This is a genomic window from Gryllotalpicola sp. (assembly GCF_027352875.1).
In the GTDB taxonomy this organism is placed as follows: Bacteria; Actinomycetota; Actinomycetes; order Actinomycetales; family Microbacteriaceae; genus Gryllotalpicola.
In genome coordinates, this window is record NZ_DAIEII010000066.1 from 35,400 (window position 1) to 51,454 (window position 16,055).

The 16,055-nt window shown below is 68.0% G+C and carries 17 protein-coding genes and 1 pseudogene; 14 read left to right on the plus strand and 4 right to left on the minus strand.

The genetic code is table 11. From position 1 onward, the window contains the following. Positions 1-53: 53 nt before the first annotated feature. Genes atpB through yaaA form a run of 9 tightly spaced genes read left to right on the plus strand, consistent with a single transcriptional unit; the run spans position 54 to position 7,641 of the window. Positions 54-917 (plus strand): F0F1 ATP synthase subunit A, encoded by an 864-nt coding sequence (gene atpB, locus M7D61_RS08155; RefSeq protein WP_298229372.1) that lies wholly within the window; start codon positions 54-56, stop codon positions 915-917. A 41-nt stretch (positions 918-958) separates the two neighbouring features. Then, the gene (atpE, locus tag M7D61_RS08160; protein WP_298229374.1) at positions 959-1,189 is read left to right on the plus strand and encodes a F0F1 ATP synthase subunit C; all 231 of its coding nucleotides are present in this window, start codon (positions 959-961) and stop codon (positions 1,187-1,189) included. A 26-nt stretch (positions 1,190-1,215) separates the two neighbouring features. Beyond that, positions 1,216-1,779: a F0F1 ATP synthase subunit B gene (locus M7D61_RS08165; RefSeq protein WP_298229376.1), complete on the plus strand. Its 564-nt coding sequence runs from the start codon at positions 1,216-1,218 to the stop codon at positions 1,777-1,779. Then, on the plus strand, positions 1,779-2,564 hold the full coding sequence (locus tag M7D61_RS08170; RefSeq protein WP_298229377.1) for a F0F1 ATP synthase subunit delta: 786 nt from the start codon (positions 1,779-1,781) through the stop codon (positions 2,562-2,564). Before M7D61_RS08165 ends, M7D61_RS08170 begins: the two co-directional genes overlap by 1 nt. A gap of 17 nt (positions 2,565-2,581) precedes the next feature. Continuing rightward, the gene (gene atpA, locus M7D61_RS08175; RefSeq protein ID WP_298229379.1) at positions 2,582-4,216 is read left to right on the plus strand and encodes a F0F1 ATP synthase subunit alpha; all 1,635 of its coding nucleotides are present in this window, start codon (positions 2,582-2,584) and stop codon (positions 4,214-4,216) included. A gap of 1 nt (position 4,217) precedes the next feature. Beyond that, positions 4,218-5,129 carry a F0F1 ATP synthase subunit gamma gene (locus M7D61_RS08180; RefSeq protein WP_298229381.1) on the plus strand — a complete coding sequence of 304 codons (912 nt, stop codon included), beginning with the start codon at positions 4,218-4,220 and terminating at the stop codon, positions 5,127-5,129. Positions 5,130-5,152: 23 nt separating this feature from the next. Then, complete coding sequence (gene atpD, locus M7D61_RS08185; protein WP_298229383.1) at positions 5,153-6,622, plus strand: F0F1 ATP synthase subunit beta; 1,470 nt, start codon at positions 5,153-5,155, stop codon at positions 6,620-6,622. A gap of 3 nt (positions 6,623-6,625) precedes the next feature. Further along, entirely contained in the window at positions 6,626-6,895 is a 270-nt protein-coding gene (locus M7D61_RS08190) for a F0F1 ATP synthase subunit epsilon (RefSeq protein WP_298229386.1), read from the plus strand. Positions 6,896-6,900: 5 nt separating this feature from the next. Continuing rightward, positions 6,901-7,641: a peroxide stress protein YaaA gene (gene yaaA / locus M7D61_RS08195; RefSeq protein ID WP_298229387.1), complete on the plus strand. Its 741-nt coding sequence runs from the start codon at positions 6,901-6,903 to the stop codon at positions 7,639-7,641. On the opposite strand, the pseudogene M7D61_RS08200 reads toward yaaA, so the two are convergent. After that, positions 7,642-7,781 (minus strand): annotated as a pseudogene (locus M7D61_RS08200) (DNA-3-methyladenine glycosylase I); the annotation flags it as partial. Positions 7,782-7,818: 37 nt separating this feature from the next. After that, complete coding sequence (locus M7D61_RS08205; RefSeq protein WP_298229389.1) at positions 7,819-8,316, minus strand: methylated-DNA--[protein]-cysteine S-methyltransferase; 498 nt, start codon at positions 8,314-8,316, stop codon at positions 7,819-7,821. 52 nt (positions 8,317-8,368) lie between these two features. Here M7D61_RS08205 and M7D61_RS08210 point away from each other — a divergent pair, with 52 nt between their 5' ends. The 3 genes from M7D61_RS08210 (at position 8,369) to M7D61_RS08220 (ending at position 12,845) form a co-directional block, all read left to right on the plus strand. After that, positions 8,369-10,099 carry an ABC transporter ATP-binding protein gene (locus tag M7D61_RS08210; RefSeq protein ID WP_298229391.1) on the plus strand — a complete coding sequence of 577 codons (1,731 nt, stop codon included), beginning with the start codon at positions 8,369-8,371 and terminating at the stop codon, positions 10,097-10,099. A 2-nt stretch (positions 10,100-10,101) separates the two neighbouring features. Then, positions 10,102-12,048, plus strand: a complete 1,947-nt coding sequence (locus M7D61_RS08215; protein WP_298229408.1) for an ABC transporter ATP-binding protein — start codon at positions 10,102-10,104, stop codon at positions 12,046-12,048. A 92-nt stretch (positions 12,049-12,140) separates the two neighbouring features. After that, on the plus strand, positions 12,141-12,845 hold the full coding sequence (locus M7D61_RS08220; protein ID WP_298229393.1) for a DUF4192 family protein: 705 nt from the start codon (positions 12,141-12,143) through the stop codon (positions 12,843-12,845). On the opposite strand, the gene M7D61_RS08225 is transcribed toward M7D61_RS08220, so the two are convergent. Together M7D61_RS08225 and M7D61_RS08230 are read right to left on the minus strand one after the other, a co-directional pair. Continuing rightward, positions 12,842-14,251: an aspartate aminotransferase family protein gene (locus M7D61_RS08225; RefSeq protein WP_298229395.1), complete on the minus strand. Its 1,410-nt coding sequence runs from the start codon at positions 14,249-14,251 to the stop codon at positions 12,842-12,844. The two genes, M7D61_RS08220 and M7D61_RS08225, sit on opposite strands and share 4 nt — an antisense overlap. Before the next feature lie 23 nt (positions 14,252-14,274). Continuing rightward, entirely contained in the window at positions 14,275-14,757 is a 483-nt protein-coding gene (locus tag M7D61_RS08230) for an Lrp/AsnC family transcriptional regulator (RefSeq protein WP_298229397.1), read from the minus strand. A 146-nt stretch (positions 14,758-14,903) separates the two neighbouring features. Between M7D61_RS08230 and M7D61_RS08235 the strand changes: the two genes are divergently transcribed. Next, entirely contained in the window at positions 14,904-15,719 is an 816-nt protein-coding gene (locus M7D61_RS08235; protein ID WP_298229399.1) for a protein phosphatase 2C domain-containing protein, read from the plus strand. A gap of 62 nt (positions 15,720-15,781) precedes the next feature. After that, on the plus strand, positions 15,782-16,055 hold a 274-nt coding region (locus tag M7D61_RS08240; RefSeq protein WP_298229401.1), incomplete at its 3' end, for a hypothetical protein.

Here is a 16,055-nt window from a genome sequence, read left to right on the forward strand (position 1 = left end):
CGCGTTGCTGCGCTTGGCTCGGCAGGCCATCGTTATCGACATCGAAACAATCGATGCTCGATGTCTGGAAACAGGAGATAGCGCTGATAACTAACGCTGTGCACCTGCTCGCACCGTTCTTCGTCAAGGCGGCTGACTCGGGCGGCTTCGAGGGGCCGTCGGTCAACGACTTCTTCCCGGCTGACGTCCTCTTCCAGGGAACCCCGTTCGCGCTCAACCGGATCATGCTGATCCGTCTTTTGGTCGTCGCCGTTCTCGTGGTGCTCATGTGGCTCGGGACGCGCAAGATGAAGGTCGTGCCGGGTCGCGGCCAGGCTGCGTTCGAGTTCGTCTTTGGGTTCGTCCGCGATGGCATAATTTTCGACACCCTCGGCGAGAAGGACGGCAAGCGATTCCAGAGCGTGCTGCTGACGTTCTTCTTCGTCGTGCTCGGCATGAATCTCACCGGTGAGGTGCCTGGACTCGGCATCGCAGGCACTTCGGTCATCGGCCTGCCGCTCATCATGGCCCTGCTGGCGTGGGTGCTCTACATCTACGCCGGGGTCAAGCAGCACGGCTTGCGGTATTTCAAGAACGTTCTCTTCCCCCCTGGTGTGCCATGGCCGCTCTACGTCCTGCTCACACCGATCGAGGCGTTCTCGACCTTCATCCTGCAGCCCATCACGCTGACGCTGCGGCTCCTGATGAACATGGTCGCAGGCCACATGCTGAGCGTTCTGGTGTTCAGCGCAACGCAGTTCTTCCTCTTCACCGTGCTCGCGCAGGGCAACTTCGTGGGCCTGCTCGGCGTCCCCGCCTTCGCCTTCGGCACCGTGTGGCTCGTCTTCGAGATCTTCGTCGGCGCGCTGCAGGCTTACGTTTTCACCTTCCTCGCCGCTATCTACATCCAGATGGCCATCGCCGACGAGCCCGTCTAGAGACAGCATCCAGTTTCGTACCACCTCTGAAAGGAATCCCCGTGAATGTAGTAGACATCGTCGGACAGCTTGCTCCGCTCGCGTTCGGACTGGCCGCCATCGGTTCCGGTGTCGGTGTCGGCGTCATCGTCGGCAAGACGATTGAGTCGGTCGCGCGGCAGCCTGAAATGCAGGGCCGCCTGACCAGCCTCATGTTCCTCGGCATCGCGCTTACCGAGGCGCTCGCGTTCATCGCGATCGCCGTGGCGTTCATCCCGTTCCCCAAGCCGTGATCTGGGCTTCGGCCGAAGGAGTTCCCATGCTCATTGCGCTCACCCCATCGGTTCAGGCCGCGGACTCGAGCAGCGGCAGCCTGCTGGTTCCCGCGCTCCCCGATCTGATCTGGGGCACACTCGCGTTCGTCATCGTGCTGGCGTTCATGATCTGGAAGATCGTCCCGACCATGAACAAGGCGCTCGACGCCCGTCACGACGCGATCGAGGGCAGCATCGAGCGCGCCGAGAAGGCTCAGGCCGAAGCGACGGCCGTGCTCGACAACTACACCTCGCAGCTCTCGGATGCCCGCGCCGAAGCGGCGAAGATTCGCGAGACCGCTCGCGAGGAGGGCAAGAAGATTGTGGCCGAGCACCGCGACGCCGCCCTCGTGGAGGCCGCACGGGTGCATGCCGCAGCGGCCGCTCAACTTGAGGCTGACCGCAAGGCGGCAGAGGCGCAGCTGCGCTCCGAGGTCGGCACGCTCGCCATCGACCTGGCGTCGGGCGTCGTGGGCGAATCCCTCAAGGACGACAAGAAGGCGGTCGGCGTCGTCGAGCGCTTCCTCGCGGAGCTCGAGTCCCAGCAGAAGGCAGGGGCGAACTCCTGATGGGCAGCGCTACTCGTGAAGCAGTGACCGCGTTGCGCGATGTTCTCGCGCAGCAGGGCAAGGCCGCCGATCTGAGGACGGCGGAGGATCTCTTCGCCGTGTCCGGTCTGCTGGCCGGCTCGGCGCAGCTTCGCGGGGCGATCGCCGACGCCTCGGCGGAGGGCGCCGCCAAGGCTGCGCTCGTCAACCAGACGTTCCGGGCCAAGGTGACCGCACCCGCCCAAGCCATTCTCCTCGCCGCCGCCGAGCAGCGGTGGTCGGCGCCCTGGGACGTGGTCGGCGCCATCGAGGAGATCGGCGTGCGCGCGCTTGCGGCGGTGTCCGGCGCCCCCATCGCCGACGAGCTGTTCGCCTTCGAGGCGGCCGTGACCTCGGATCCCGAGCTCGAGCTCGCGCTGCGCAACAAGCTCGCCCCCGGCGACGCCAAGGCCAGGCTCGCCGCTGCGCTGCTGAAGGGCGGCTCGCCCGCGACTATCGCCCTGGTGGGCCAACTCGTCGCGAACGACCGCGGTCGCAGCATCCGCGAATCGCTGACCTGGGCCGAGCGTGTCGTCGCCGACGAACTCGGGCAGTCCGTCGCGGTCATCACGAGCGCGCAGGCGCTCGACCCCGCACAGCTCAGCCGGCTGCGCGGCGTGCTCTCGACCAAGTACGGCCGCAGCATCGCCTTCAACCAGATCATCGACCCATCGCTCATCGGCGGCCTGCGGGTGCAGGTCGGCGACGACGTGATCGACAGCAGCATCCAGACGCGTCTCAACGACATCCGTCTCGCGCTCGCATAACCGACAAGAGGAACACCATGGCAGAGCTCTCCATCAGCCCCGACGAGATCCGGGCCGCGCTGAAAGACTTCGTCTCGTCCTACGAGCCGGCCAAGGCCGCCACGGCCGAGGTGGGCCACGTGCTCGACGCTGCGGACGGCATCGCACACGTCGAAGGCCTTCCCAGCGCAATGGCGAACGAGTTGCTGCGCTTCGGCGACGGCACCCTCGGTCTCGCCCTCAACCTCGACGAGAACGAGATCGGCGTCGTCGTGCTCGGCGAGTTCACCGGCATCGAAGAGGGCCAGGAGGTCACCCGCACCGGCGAGGTCCTCTCCGTTCCGGTCGGCGACGGCTACCTCGGCCGTGTCGTCGATCCGCTGGGCACCCCCATCGACGGCCTCGGCGAACTCAAGACGGAAGGCCGCCGCGCCCTCGAGTTGCAGGCACCCGGCGTCATGCAGCGCAAGTCGGTGCACGAGCCGCTGCAGACCGGCATCAAGGCCATCGACGCGATGATCCCCATCGGCCGCGGTCAGCGCCAGCTCATCATCGGCGACCGCCAGACCGGCAAGACGGCCATCGCGATCGACACCATCATCAACCAGAAGGCCAACTGGGAGTCGAACGACCCGAACCAGCAGGTCCGCTGCATCTACGTCGCGATCGGCCAGAAGGGCTCGACCATCGCCGCGGTGAAGGGCGCCCTCGAGGACGCCGGCGCGATGGAGTACACGACCATCGTCGCCGCTCCCGCCTCCGACCCGGCCGGCTTCAAGTACCTCGCCCCCTACACCGGCTCGGCCATCGGCCAGCACTGGATGTACGCCGGCAAGCACGTCCTCATCGTCTTCGACGACCTGTCGAAGCAGGCCGAGGCCTACCGGGCTGTGTCACTGCTGCTGCGCCGCCCGCCGGGCCGCGAAGCGTACCCCGGCGACGTGTTCTACCTGCACTCCCGTCTGCTCGAGCGCTGCGCGAAGCTTTCCGACGAGCTCGGCGCCGGGTCCATGACGGGCCTGCCCATCATCGAGACCAAGGCGAACGACGTTTCGGCCTACATCCCGACCAATGTGATCTCGATCACCGACGGCCAGATCTTCCTCCAGTCCGATCTCTTCAACGCCAACCAGCGCCCTGCGGTCGACGTCGGCATCTCGGTGTCCCGCGTCGGCGGTGACGCCCAGGTGAAGTCGATCAAGAAGGTCTCCGGCACCCTCAAGATCGAGCTCGCCCAGTACCGGGCGCTCCAGGCGTTCGCCATGTTCGCCTCCGACCTGGATGCCGCGTCGCGCCGCCAGCTCGCGCGTGGCGCCCGCCTCACCGAGTTGCTCAAGCAGCCGCAGTACTCGCCCTTCCCCATCGAGGATCAGGTCGTCTCGATCTGGGCAGGCACCAACGGCAAGCTCGACGACGTCGATGTTCCCGACATCCTGCGCTTCGAGAAGGAGTTCCTCGAGTACCTGGCTCGCAACACGAAGATCCTCGACACCCTGCGCTCGACGAACGTCCTCGACGACGACACCGAGGCCGAACTCGCCAAGCACGTCGACCTGTTCAAGCTCGAGTTCCAGACCGGCGAAGGCAAGCCCCTCATCCAGTCCGGCTCGGAGGAATACGAGGCCCTCGAGGCCGAGGCCGTCGAGCAGGAGAAGATCGTCAAGGGCCACTGACATGGGAGCACAGCTTCGCGTCTACCGGCAGAAGATCCGCTCTGCCCAGACGACCAAGAAGATCACGCGGGCGATGGAGCTCATCTCCGCGAGCCGGATCTCGAAGGCGCAGGCGCGTGTCAACGAGGCCGACCCGTACACCACCGAGCTTTCGCGTCTGACCGGTCTCGTGGCCGCGATGTCCAATGCCAAGCACGTCCTCACCACCGAGCGCGAGAGCATCACGCGCGCCGCGGTTCTCGTCGTCACCGCCGACCGCGGGCTTGCGGGCGCCTTCAACTCGCAGGTCATCCGCGAGGCGCTCGAACTCGAGGAGCTGCTGCACGAGCAGGGCAAGCAGGTCGACTTCTACCTGGTCGGCCGCAAGGCCGTCGGCTACTTCGCGTTCCGTCGCCGCGCGTTCGTGCGCAGTTGGGTCGGCGAGACCGACACCCCCGAGTTCTCGCTCGCCGAGGAGATCGCTGCCGATCTTATCGGCGCCTTCACCACCCCGCAGGAGGAGGGCGGCGTGGGAGAGCTGCACGTCGTCTTCAACCGCTTCGTCAGCATGCTCACCCAGACCCCGGTCGTGCGCCGTCTGCTTCCGCTCCAGCTCGTCGACGTCTTCGACGCCGACGAGATCCCTGAGGCGGGCACGGGCATCCTGCCCCTCTACGAGTTCGAGCCGGATGCCCAGACGGTGCTCGACCAGCTGCTGCCCGACTACGTCAAGAGCCGCATCTTCTTCGCCCTCCTCCAGTCAGCCGCGGCGAAGCACGCGGCGACGCAGCGGGCGATGAAATCGGCATCCGACAACGCCGACAAGCTCATCCGCAACTACACGCGCCTGGCGAACAACGCCCGCCAGGACGAGATCACCCAGCAGATTTCCGAGATCGTCGGCGGCGCCGACGCCCTCGTGTCCCGCAAATAGACCCCATTCAGAGAGAGACAGCCATGAGCATCGCTACCGCTGAGAAGACCGCCGCGGGCGACACCCCGCTCGCCGTCGGGCGCATCGCACGCGTCACCGGCCCCGTCGTCGACATCGAGTTCCCGCATGACGCGATCCCCGAGATCTACAACGCGCTCGTGACGACCGTCTCGCTCGGCGATGAGGAGAACGCCTACGAGATCACGCTCGAGGTCGCGCAGCACCTCGGCGACGACCTCGTGCGCGCGATCGCTCTCAAGCCGACCGACGGCCTCGTCCGCGGCCAGGAGGTGCGCAACACCGGAGCTGCCATCTCGGTCCCCGTCGGCGACGTGACCAAGGGCCACGTGTTCGACGTCACCGGCAACGTGCTCAACGCCATCCCCGGCGAGAAGATCGAGATCACCGAGCGCTGGCCGATCCACCGCAAGGCCCCGGCGTTCGACCAGCTCGAGTCGAAGACCCAGATGTTCGAGACCGGCATCAAGGTCATCGACCTCCTCACCCCATACGTGCTGGGCGGCAAGATCGGCCTCTTCGGCGGAGCGGGAGTCGGCAAGACCGTCCTCATCCAGGAGATGATTCAGCGCGTCGCGCAGAACCACGGTGGTGTCTCGGTGTTCGCCGGCGTCGGCGAGCGCACCCGTGAGGGCAACGACCTCATCCACGAGATGGAGGAGGCCGGAGTCTTCGATAAGACGGCGCTCGTCTTCGGCCAGATGGACGAGCCGCCCGGGACGCGCCTGCGCGTCGCCCTCTCGGCGCTGACGATGGCCGAGTACTTCCGCGATGTCCAGAGGCAGGACGTGCTCCTCTTCATCGACAACATCTTCCGCTTCACTCAGGCCGGATCCGAGGTGTCGACGCTGCTCGGCCGCATGCCGTCGGCGGTGGGCTACCAGCCCAACCTCGCCGACGAGATGGGTGTCCTCCAGGAGCGCATCACCTCGACCCGCGGCCACTCGATTACCTCGCTTCAGGCGATCTACGTTCCCGCTGACGACTACACCGACCCGGCGCCCGCCACGACCTTCGCGCACCTCGACGCGACGACCGAGCTGTCGCGCGAGATCGCCTCGCAGGGTCTCTACCCCGCGGTCGACCCGCTCACTTCGACGAGCCGCATCCTCGACCCGCGCTACATCGGCGAAGACCACTACCGGGTCGCGACGACGGTGAAGCAGATCCTCCAGAAGAACAAGGAGCTCCAGGAGATCATCGCGATCCTCGGTGTCGACGAGCTCTCCGAAGAGGACAAGATCACCGTGGAGCGCGCCCGCCGCATTCAGCAGTTCCTCTCGCAGAACACCTACATGGCCAAGAAGTTCACGGGCGTCGACGGCTCCACCGTGCCCATCAGGGAGACCATCGAGTCGTTCGACGCCATCGCGCGCGGCGACTTCGACCACGTGCCGGTGCAGGCGTTCTTCAACGTCGGCGCGATCGGCGACGTCGAGGCGAAGTGGGCGCAGATCCAGAAGGAGAACGGCTAGGCTATGGCCCGCACCCTCAATGTCAGCATCGTCGCGGCCGATCGCAAGGTCTGGTCCGGCGACGCCGAGATGGTCGTCGCCAGGACGATGATCGGCGAGATCGGTGTGCTGCCCGGTCACGAACCCGTGCTCGGCCTGCTCGCCGACGGCCAGGTGCGCATCACGTTGCCCGGCGGCGAGAAGATCGTCGCCAACGCCGCAGGCGGCTACTTCTCGATCGCAGCCGACATCGTCACAGTCGTGGCGAGCCGTGCCGAGCTCGTATCGGCGTAGGCCCTTTGCTGCTTCTGCTGCCGCCGTCGGAGACCAAGCGCCCCGGCGGCGGCGGCGGTTTGCGGCTGGCCTCGCTGCGGTTTCCGGAGTTGGCGGATGCCCGGCGCGCGGTTCTGCGCGCGACCCGGGAACTCGCCGCCGACGGCGATGCCGCCGTCGCCGCGCTGAAACTGGGGCGCACCCGGTATGCCGAGGTGGCCAAGAACCGGGTGCTCGAGACATCCGGGGTGCTGCCCGCGGCCGACCGCTACATCGGGGTGCTCTACGGCGCGCTCGACGCGGCCACCCTGCCGGATTCCGCCCGGGCGCGGCTCGGTCGGCACGTCGTCATCCAGAGCGCCCTGTTCGGCCCGGTCGGCGCGCTCGACGGCATCCCCGACTATCGGCTCTCGCACGATTCGCGTCTGCCAGGCCTCAGGCTCAAGGAGGTCTGGGCGCAGCCCGTGGCGGCGGTGCTCGCCTCCCGGCGCGGGCTCATCGTCGACGCCCGGTCGCGTTCCTACGCGGAACTCGGGCCGATTCCTGATCGCGATGACGCGGTGGTCCTCGACGTCGTCAGCGAGGATGCCGCCAGCCGTCGCCGCGCTCTCAACCACTTCAACAAGCACGCGAAAGGCGAGCTCGCCCGAGCCTTCGCTCTTGCCGGCGTCGACCCTCAGACGCCGGCTGAATTCGTCGAATGGGGCGACTCGGCCGGGTTCCGTCTGGAGCTCGACGGACGACGGCTGACTCTCGTGACCCACTGATCGCCGCAGAATCGTCAGCCAGGACAGCCCAGCCTGGAAGCCTTCGACGCAGAGCTTCTCGATGAGGCGCCGGTCGTCGCACATCGGATGCCCCACTCGTCGTCGTGGTAGACGACGTATTCCGGTGTGGCCGCCCACACGCGGCGCGCCTTCCCGTCGTCGCCGACGGTGAGCGGATCACGCGGCAAGCGTGACGCCCTCGTGGGCGAGCAGCCACAGCTTCGTCGGGATGCCCGCCCCGGCCGAGTAGCCGGTCACGCGGCCTTCGGAGGACAGTACGCGGTGGCAGGGCACGATGATCGGCACCGGGTTGGCACCCACTGCGCCGCCGACCGCGCGACCCACCGGGCCAAGGCCGACCTCGAGGCCGATCTCGCCGTAGGAGGTGTACTCGCCGAACGGCAGCTCGGCGATGACCGCCCACACCTTGCGTTGGAACTCGGTGCCCGTCAGGTGCACGGGAAGGTCGAAGTCGACCCGGTCGCCGGCGAAGTACTCGCCGAGCTGGCGGACGGCCTCGTCGAGGACCGCGTTCGAGTTGGCGGGCAGGCCGTCGAGGGGGAGGGCGCCGTCTTTCGCGACAGAGAGGGAGGTGATCGCGTCGCCGTCGCTGGTCAGCTCGATGCGCCCGATGGGCGACTCGGTGCGTGCGAGGAAAAGTGCTGCCTTGGTCATGCGGCGAATCTAGCGCGACCCACTGACATTGGGGGCGTGCGAGGATCGGCACATGCTGTTGAGGCTGCTGGGCCATTTTCTGAAACCGCACTGGCGGCTGCTGTTCGCGGTCGTCGTCTTCCAAATCGCCCAGGCCCTGGCCTCGCTCTATCTGCCGACGCTCAACGCCGACATCATCGACTACGGCATCGCCAAGGGCGATACCTCCTACATCCTCGGCACCGGCGGGTGGATGCTGCTCGTCACCCTCGCCCAGGTCGCCTGCTCGATCGCCGCGGTGTACTTCAGCGCCCGCGCCGCGATGGGCCTCGGCCGCGACCTGCGGCTGGCGCTCTTCACCCATGTGGGGGCGTTCTCCGAGCGGGAGGTGGCGCAGTTCGGGCCGCCATCCCTCATCACCCGCAACACGAACGACGTGCAGCAGGTGCAGATGCTCGTGCTCATGACCTGCACGCTGCTCGTCTCGGCGCCGATCATCGCCGTCGGGGGCGTCGTGCTCGCCCTGCAGCAGGACCTCGAGCTCACCTGGATCATCGGGATCGCCGTGCCGGTGCTGCTCGTCGCGGTCGCGCTCATCGTCACCCGGATGGTGCCTCAGTTCCGCCGCATGCAGAACCGCATCGACCGCATCAACCAGGTGCTGCGGGAGCAGCTCACCGGCATCCGCGTCATCCGCGCCTTCGTCCGCGAGCGCATCGAAACGGATCGCTTCACCATGGCCAACGACGAAGTGACCCTCACCGCGGTGCGCGCCGGGCGGCTCTTCGCGCTGATGTTCCCCATCGTCATGCTCACGGTCAACATCTCGTCGGCTGCGGTGATGTGGTTCGGCGCGTTCCGCATCGACTCCGGCCAGATGCAGCTCGGCGCGCTCACCGCGTTCATCACCTACCTCGTGCAGATCCTCATGGCGGTGATGATGGCGACTTTCATCGGCGTCATGGCGCCGCGCGCCGCCGTCTCGGCAGACCGCATCGCCGAGGTGCTCGACACCGCGTCGAGCGTCCGCGAGCCCGAGCGACCGATCGTGGAGCTGCGCGAGATCGGCACCGTGGAACTCTCGGCGGTGGGATTCCACTACCCGGGCGCCCAGGCCCCTGTGCTCACCGATGTCGGCTTCCGCGTCGAACGCGGCGAGACCGTCGCCATCGTCGGCAGCACCGGATCGGGCAAGACGACGCTCATCAGCCTGCTGCCCAGGCTGTTCGACGCGACGAGCGGCACGGTGGCCGTCGACGGAGTCGATGTCACGAGCCTCGACCTCGATCTGCTGTGGAGCCGCATCGGCCTCGTGCCGCAGAAGCCCTTCCTGTTCTCGGGCACCGTGGCGAGCAACCTGCGCTACGGCAAGCCCGACGCGACGGAGATCGAGCTCTGGCGCGCGCTCGATACCGCCCAGGCGAGCGACTTCGTCCGCGCGATGGGCGGCCTCGACGCTACCGTGGCCCAGGGCGGCGTGAACGTCTCGGGCGGCCAACGGCAGCGTCTCGCCATCGCCCGCGCGCTCGTCAAGCATCCGGAGATCTACATCTTCGACGACTCGTTCTCGGCCCTCGACCTCGCCACCGATGCACGGCTGCGCATCGCGCTCAAGGAAACCGAGCGCGGCGCGACGTTCGTCATCGTCGCCCAGCGCATCTCGACGATCATGGATGCCGATCGCATCGTCGTGCTCGACGCCGGTCGCATCGTGGGCGTCGGCACGCACCACGAGCTGCTCGCGGGCAATCCCACCTACGCGGAGATCGTCTCCTCGCAGCTCAGCGCCGAGGAGGCCGCATGAGCATGGGGCGCGGCGGCGTGGCGCGCGCGGGGGAGATGGGTCGCACGGCGGGCGGCGTCGCGCCGAGCGGCAAGGCGATGAACTTCGGACCCTCCGCCAAGCGCCTTATCGGCCGGCTGAGCCCGGAGCGGGCGCTTGTCGTGCTCGTGGCGGTGTTCACGATCGTCAGCGTCGGCCTGTCGGTGCTGGGGCCGCGGCTGCTCGGCAACGCCACCAACATCATCGTCGCGGGTGCCTTCGGCAAGGCACTGCAGACCGGCCTCACCAAGGCCCAGGTCATCGCGGGCCTCCGCAGCTCGGGGCAGGGCCAGCTCGCCGACATGCTGGGCGGCATCGACTTCCTGCCGGGTCGGGGCATCGACTTCACGGCTCTCAGCCGGCTGCTCGCGGTCGTGCTCCTGCTCTACTTCGGCTCTGCCGTCCTGTCGTGGCTGCAGGCCTACCTGCTCAACGGCATCGTGCAGCGCACCGTCTACCGGCTGCGCGAGGACGTCGAGCGGAAGATCCACGCGCTGCCGCTGACGTACTTCGACCGGATGGAGCGAGGGGACCTCCTCAGCCGGGTCACCAACGACATCGACAACATCGCGCAGACGCTGCAGCAGACGATGGCGCAGGTGCTCACCTCGCTGTTCCAGGTCATCGGCATCATCGTGATGATGTTCATCGTCTCGTGGCAGCTCGCCTTCATCCCTCTGGTGACGATCCCGTTGAGCATCTTCGTCGCGTCGTACATCGCGCGCCGCTCGCAGCGCCAGTTCGTCGACCAGTGGCGGCGCACCGGAACGCTCAACGCACAGGTCGAGGAGACCTTCACCGGTCACGCCCTCGTGAAGGTCTTCGGGCGCCACCGCGAGGTCGAGGAGCGTTTCACCGTCGAGAACGAGGCGCTGTTCCGGGCGAGCTTCAACGCCCAGTTCGTGTCGGGCGTCATCATGCCCGCGATGATGTTCATCGGCAACATCCTCTACGTCGTCGTCGCGGTCGCGGGGGGCTTGCGGGTCTCATCCGGCATGATGCAGCTCGGCGACGTGCAGGCGTTCGTCCAGTACTCCCGGCAGTTCACCCAGCCGGTGACGCAGCTCGGCTCGATGGCCAACCTGCTGCAGTCGGGCGTCGCCTCGGCAGAGCGCGTCTTCGAGCTGCTCGATGCGGACGAGCAGACTCCCGACCCCGCGGCGCCCGAGCGTCCTGCGCAGCCCCGCGGCCGCATCCAGTTCGAGCACGTCGGCTTCAGCTACGACGCGGACAACCCGCTCATCGCAGACCTCTCGCTCATCGCCGAGCCGGGCCAGACCGTCGCGATCGTCGGTCCCACCGGCGCAGGCAAGACGACGCTCGTCAACCTCCTGATGCGCTTCTACGACCCTCAGAGCGGCCGCATCCTCGTCGACGGCGTCGACACGCAGACCATGAGCCGCGGCGAACTGCGGCAGCTCATGGGCATGGTGCTGCAGGACACGTGGCTGTTCTCCGGAACCATTCGCCAGAACATCGCGTACGGCCGACCGGATGCCACCGAGGACGAGATCGTCGAGGCGGCCAAGGCGACCTACGTCGATCGCTTCGTCCGAGCGCTCCCGGGCGGCTACGACACTGTCATCGACGACGAGGGCTCCAACGTCTCGGCCGGCCAGAAGCAGCTGCTCACCATCGCCCGCGCCTTCCTCGCCCACCCGATGGTCCTCATCCTCGACGAGGCGACGAGCTCGGTCGACACTCGCACGGAGCTCCTCGTGCAGCAGGCGATGAGCGTGCTGCGGCAGGGGCGCACCAGCTTCGTCATCGCGCACCGGCTCTCGACGATCCGCGATGCCGACCTCATCCTCGTCATGGAGCACGGCAGCATCGTCGAGCAGGGCACGCATACCGGATTGCTCGCGGCGGGCGGCCCCTACGCGAGGCTCTACAACGCGCAGTTCGCCGGCGCGGTCGTCGACGAGGCGTAGTCGCCCTCCACAGGGCCGCGCGACCGTGCGATCGCTGCCGTGCCTCGGCGGCGCGGCATGGCGGTGTCGGGGGCGGCCCGCACCATCCCGCTATGACCAGCCCCGACCAGTCCGTCATCCGCCTCCGCTCGCCGCGCGACGTGCTCGCGACCGTGCCGCGCCTGCTCGGCTACCGGCCGCGCGACAGCGTCGTGCTGCTCTCGGTGCACGCCGGCGCCCGGGCCTCCACCCTGCGCTTCGACCTGCCGCCCGCCTCCGCCGGCGGCCAGGCGGTGTCGGCGATCACCGGCATGCTCTGCCGGCTGCCGCACGTCGAGGCCGTCGTCGTCGCCATCTACACGGATGAGGCATTCGAGGCGGAATCCCCGCCTCAGCGTGCCCTCGCGGCACTGCTCGCCGAGCAACTCGACCGCGGCGGCTTTCGCGTGCATGACGTGCTCTGCGTCGCGGCGGACGGTTGGGCGCGGTACTCGGACGGGGCCAGGCACCCGCTCGGCGAACTCGACATGCCTGCACCGGGCGACCCCGGCGGCGAGGCGATCGCCGACGACATCGCCGAGCTGGCCGCTATGATCGCGGCCGACGTCGAGGCTGCGCTGCCGCGCCGCAGGCGGCCGGCGGGTCTCCTGCTGGTCGCCTACGACCACTGGCTGCGCGGGCAGAGCTCGATCGCCGCTCGGCTGCTCGATCGCGCGATCGAGCTCGACCCGAGCAACCGGGCGGCGAGACGGCTGCGGGCAGCGCTCGACGAGGGAGTGCTGCCCGACAGCGCGTTCGATCTGCCGCGATCCGGCTAGATCCGACCCCAGGCCTCGGCGAGCACGCCCTCGAGGATCTGCCTGATCTCGGTGAACTCTGCCGGGCCGATGGTGAGCGGCGGCGAGAGCTGGATCACCGGGTCGCCGCGGTCGTCGGCACGGCAGTAGAGGCCGTTCTCGTAGAGCCGATGCGAGATGAAGTCCTTGAGGATGCGCTCCGACTCCTCGTCGGTGAAGGTTTCCTTGGTCGCTTTGTCCTTGACGAGCTCGATGCCGAAGAAGTACCCGGCACCGCGCACGTCGCCGACGATCGGCAGGGCGAGCAGCTTCTCGAGCTCGGCGCGGAACAACGGCGAGTTGTCGCGCACGCGCTGGTTGAGGCCCTCCTCCTCGAAGATGTCGAGGTTCTCCAGCGCCACGGCCGCCGAAACGGGGTGACCGCCGAAGGTGTAGCCGTGGTAGAAGTTGTTCTCGCCCGTGCGGAACGGCTCGTAGATCCGGTCGCTGACGATGGTTGCGCCGATCGGCGAGTAGCCGCTCGTCATGGCCTTGGCGCAGGTGATCATGTCGGGCTGGTAGCCGAGCTCGGCTGAGGCGAACATGCCGCCGATGCGCCCGAAGGCGCAGATGACCTCGTCGCTGACGAGCAGCACGTCGTACCGGTCGCAGATCTCGCGCACGCGCTGGAAATAGCCGGGAGGCGGCGGGAAGCAGCCTCCCGAGTTCTGCACGGGCTCGAGGAACACGGCGGCGACGGTCTCGGGGCCTTCGAACTCGATCATCTCCGCGATGCGGTTCGCGGCCCAGAGGCCGAACTCCTCCTCGGTGCCGCCCGGGAAGCCCATCTCCTCGGCGCGGTAGTAGTTGGTGTTCGGCACGCGGAACCCGCCTGGGGTGAGAGGCTCGAACTGCGCCTTGAGCGACGGCAGGCCGGTGATGGCGAGTGCGCCCTGCGTGGTGCCGTGGTAGGCGACCGCACGCGAGATGACCTTGGTCTTGTAGGGCTTGCCCACCAGCTTCCAGTAGTTCTTCGCGAGCTTGAACGCGGTCTCGACGGCCTCGCCGCCGCCGGTGGAGAAGAAGACCCGGTTGAGGTCGCCCGGTGCATAGTCGGCCAGCCGGTCGGCGAGCTCGATGGCCGCGGGGTGCGCGTACGACCAGAGCGGGAAGAACGCGAGCTCCTCCGCCTGGCGCGCCGCCACCTGGGCGAGGCGCTTGCGGCCGTGGCCGGCGTTGACGGTGAAGAGGCCTGCGAGGCCGTCGATGTACGACTTGCCGTGGTTGTCCCAGATGGTGTGGCCCTTGCCGCGCACGATGATGGGCACCTGGCCCGCCTCGGCCGGTGCCTGCGAGGTCATGTGCATCCAGAGGTGGTCTTTCGCCTTCTGCTGCAGCGAGGCGTCGCTCATGTCCAGACCTGCGTACGCCGATGAGACATCGGTCATGATGGCTTCCTTAACCCCCGCGCTCAGCGGGTTCCCCAGTTGTAGAGCTGCTTGTGCAGCTTCAGATACACGAACGTCTCGGTGGAGGAGACGCCCGGGATGGCCCGGATCTCGGAGTTGAGCAGCGAGATCAGGTGATCATCGTCCTCGCAGACGATTTCCGCGAGGATGTCGAAATCGCCGGCGGTGAGCACGACGTAGTCGACCGCCGGAATGGCGGCGAGCTGATCGGCGACGACGCGGGTGTCGCCGCTGCAGCGCAGGCCGATCATGGCCTGGCGGTAGAAGCCGAGCTGCATCGGGTCGGTGACGGCGACAATCTGCATCGCGCCGGACTCGGTGAGCTTCTGCACTCGCTGCCGCACGGCCGCCTCGCTGAGGCCCACCGCCTTGCCGATGTCGGCGTAGGAGCGCCGGCCATCCTCCTGGAGCTGCTCGATGATGGCCTTGGAGACGTCGTCGAGCGGCTGCGGTCGGGCGGATGACGCGCGAATCGGGGTCGACATAGAACGATTCTGTCAGTCTGAATGGCCCTCTGCAAGCGAATCCGAATCTAGATGCTCAAAATTCAACGGAATCGGTAGGCTTTGCCCGTCTCCGCATTCGGCGTCGCACGGCGCGGAATGTCTGTTGTCGGCGCTTAGATGGGCCTATGACGCAGATCGGCCGCAGCAGCAGACGTCACGACGTCGTGCTGCCGGACGGCTCAAAGCTCCGCCTGGCGTGGCTGGGCGCCTCCGACAGGGGGCATCGCCGCGCCGCCAACGAGGACAGCGTTCTGGCCCGGGTGCCGATCTTCGCCGTCGCCGACGGAATGGGCGGCCACAAGGCCGGCGGGTTCGCCTCCTCGGCGGTGGTGAAGAGGCTGGCGGCCGTCGCAGCGGAGGGCGGGTTCGTCGAGCCGGAGCAGCTCGTCACCGCGCTCCGCCTCGCCGTCGCCGACATGAGCGAGGGCGTGGGGGACGAGGACCCGGGCACCGGCACGACCATCACCGGCGTGGCGCTCACCGTGCAGGGCGGCGCGCCGTACTGGCTCGTGTTCAACATCGGCGACTCACGCGTTTACCTCGCCCAGGAGGGCGGGCTCGTGCAGCTCACCCGCGACCATTCGCTCGTGCAGCAGATGGTGGAGGCGGGCGAGATCACCGCGGAGCAGGCCGAGACGCATCCCCACTCCAACATCATCACGCGCGCCGTCGGCTACAGCGAGGATCCGGTGCCGGACTTCGCCCTGCTGCCGGTGACACCGGGCGACCGCATCCTGGTGTGCTCGGACGGGCTCACCAAGGAGCTCACCGCGCATGGGCTGCTCTACTTTCTTTCCCAGGGCGCCGACCCGGCCGCTGCGGCGCGTCGCCTCCTGGACGCCGCACTCGGCAACGGCGGTCGCGACAATGTCAGCGTCATCGTGATCGAGGTCGTCGGGCTCGTCGGCTCGGCTCGTCCTCCACAGGCTGCGCCGGCCTAGCACCCGGTTCGGCGCCCCGGCCGCCGACGGGTTGCGCGCGCGAGCGCATGCTCGCCTGGAGCATGCCGATCCGAACCAGCATCCCGCTTCCTGCTCGCCCCGCCCCGCAGCGTCGCCGCGGTCTCTCCGTCGCCGCTCTCCTCGCACCGCTGCTCATGGCGGGGGTGCTCTGGGCGATGACGCGCTCTCCGCTTTCGCTCGTGTTCGCCGCCGCAGGCCCGCTCGCCGCGGCTGCAACCTGGTTCGAGGCGCGGCGTGCGACGCGCCGCGAGCTCGCCGGTGCGGCGCTCGAGCGGGCGGCGGCGCTGCGGCGGGTGCGCGAGCAGCTCGCGGAGG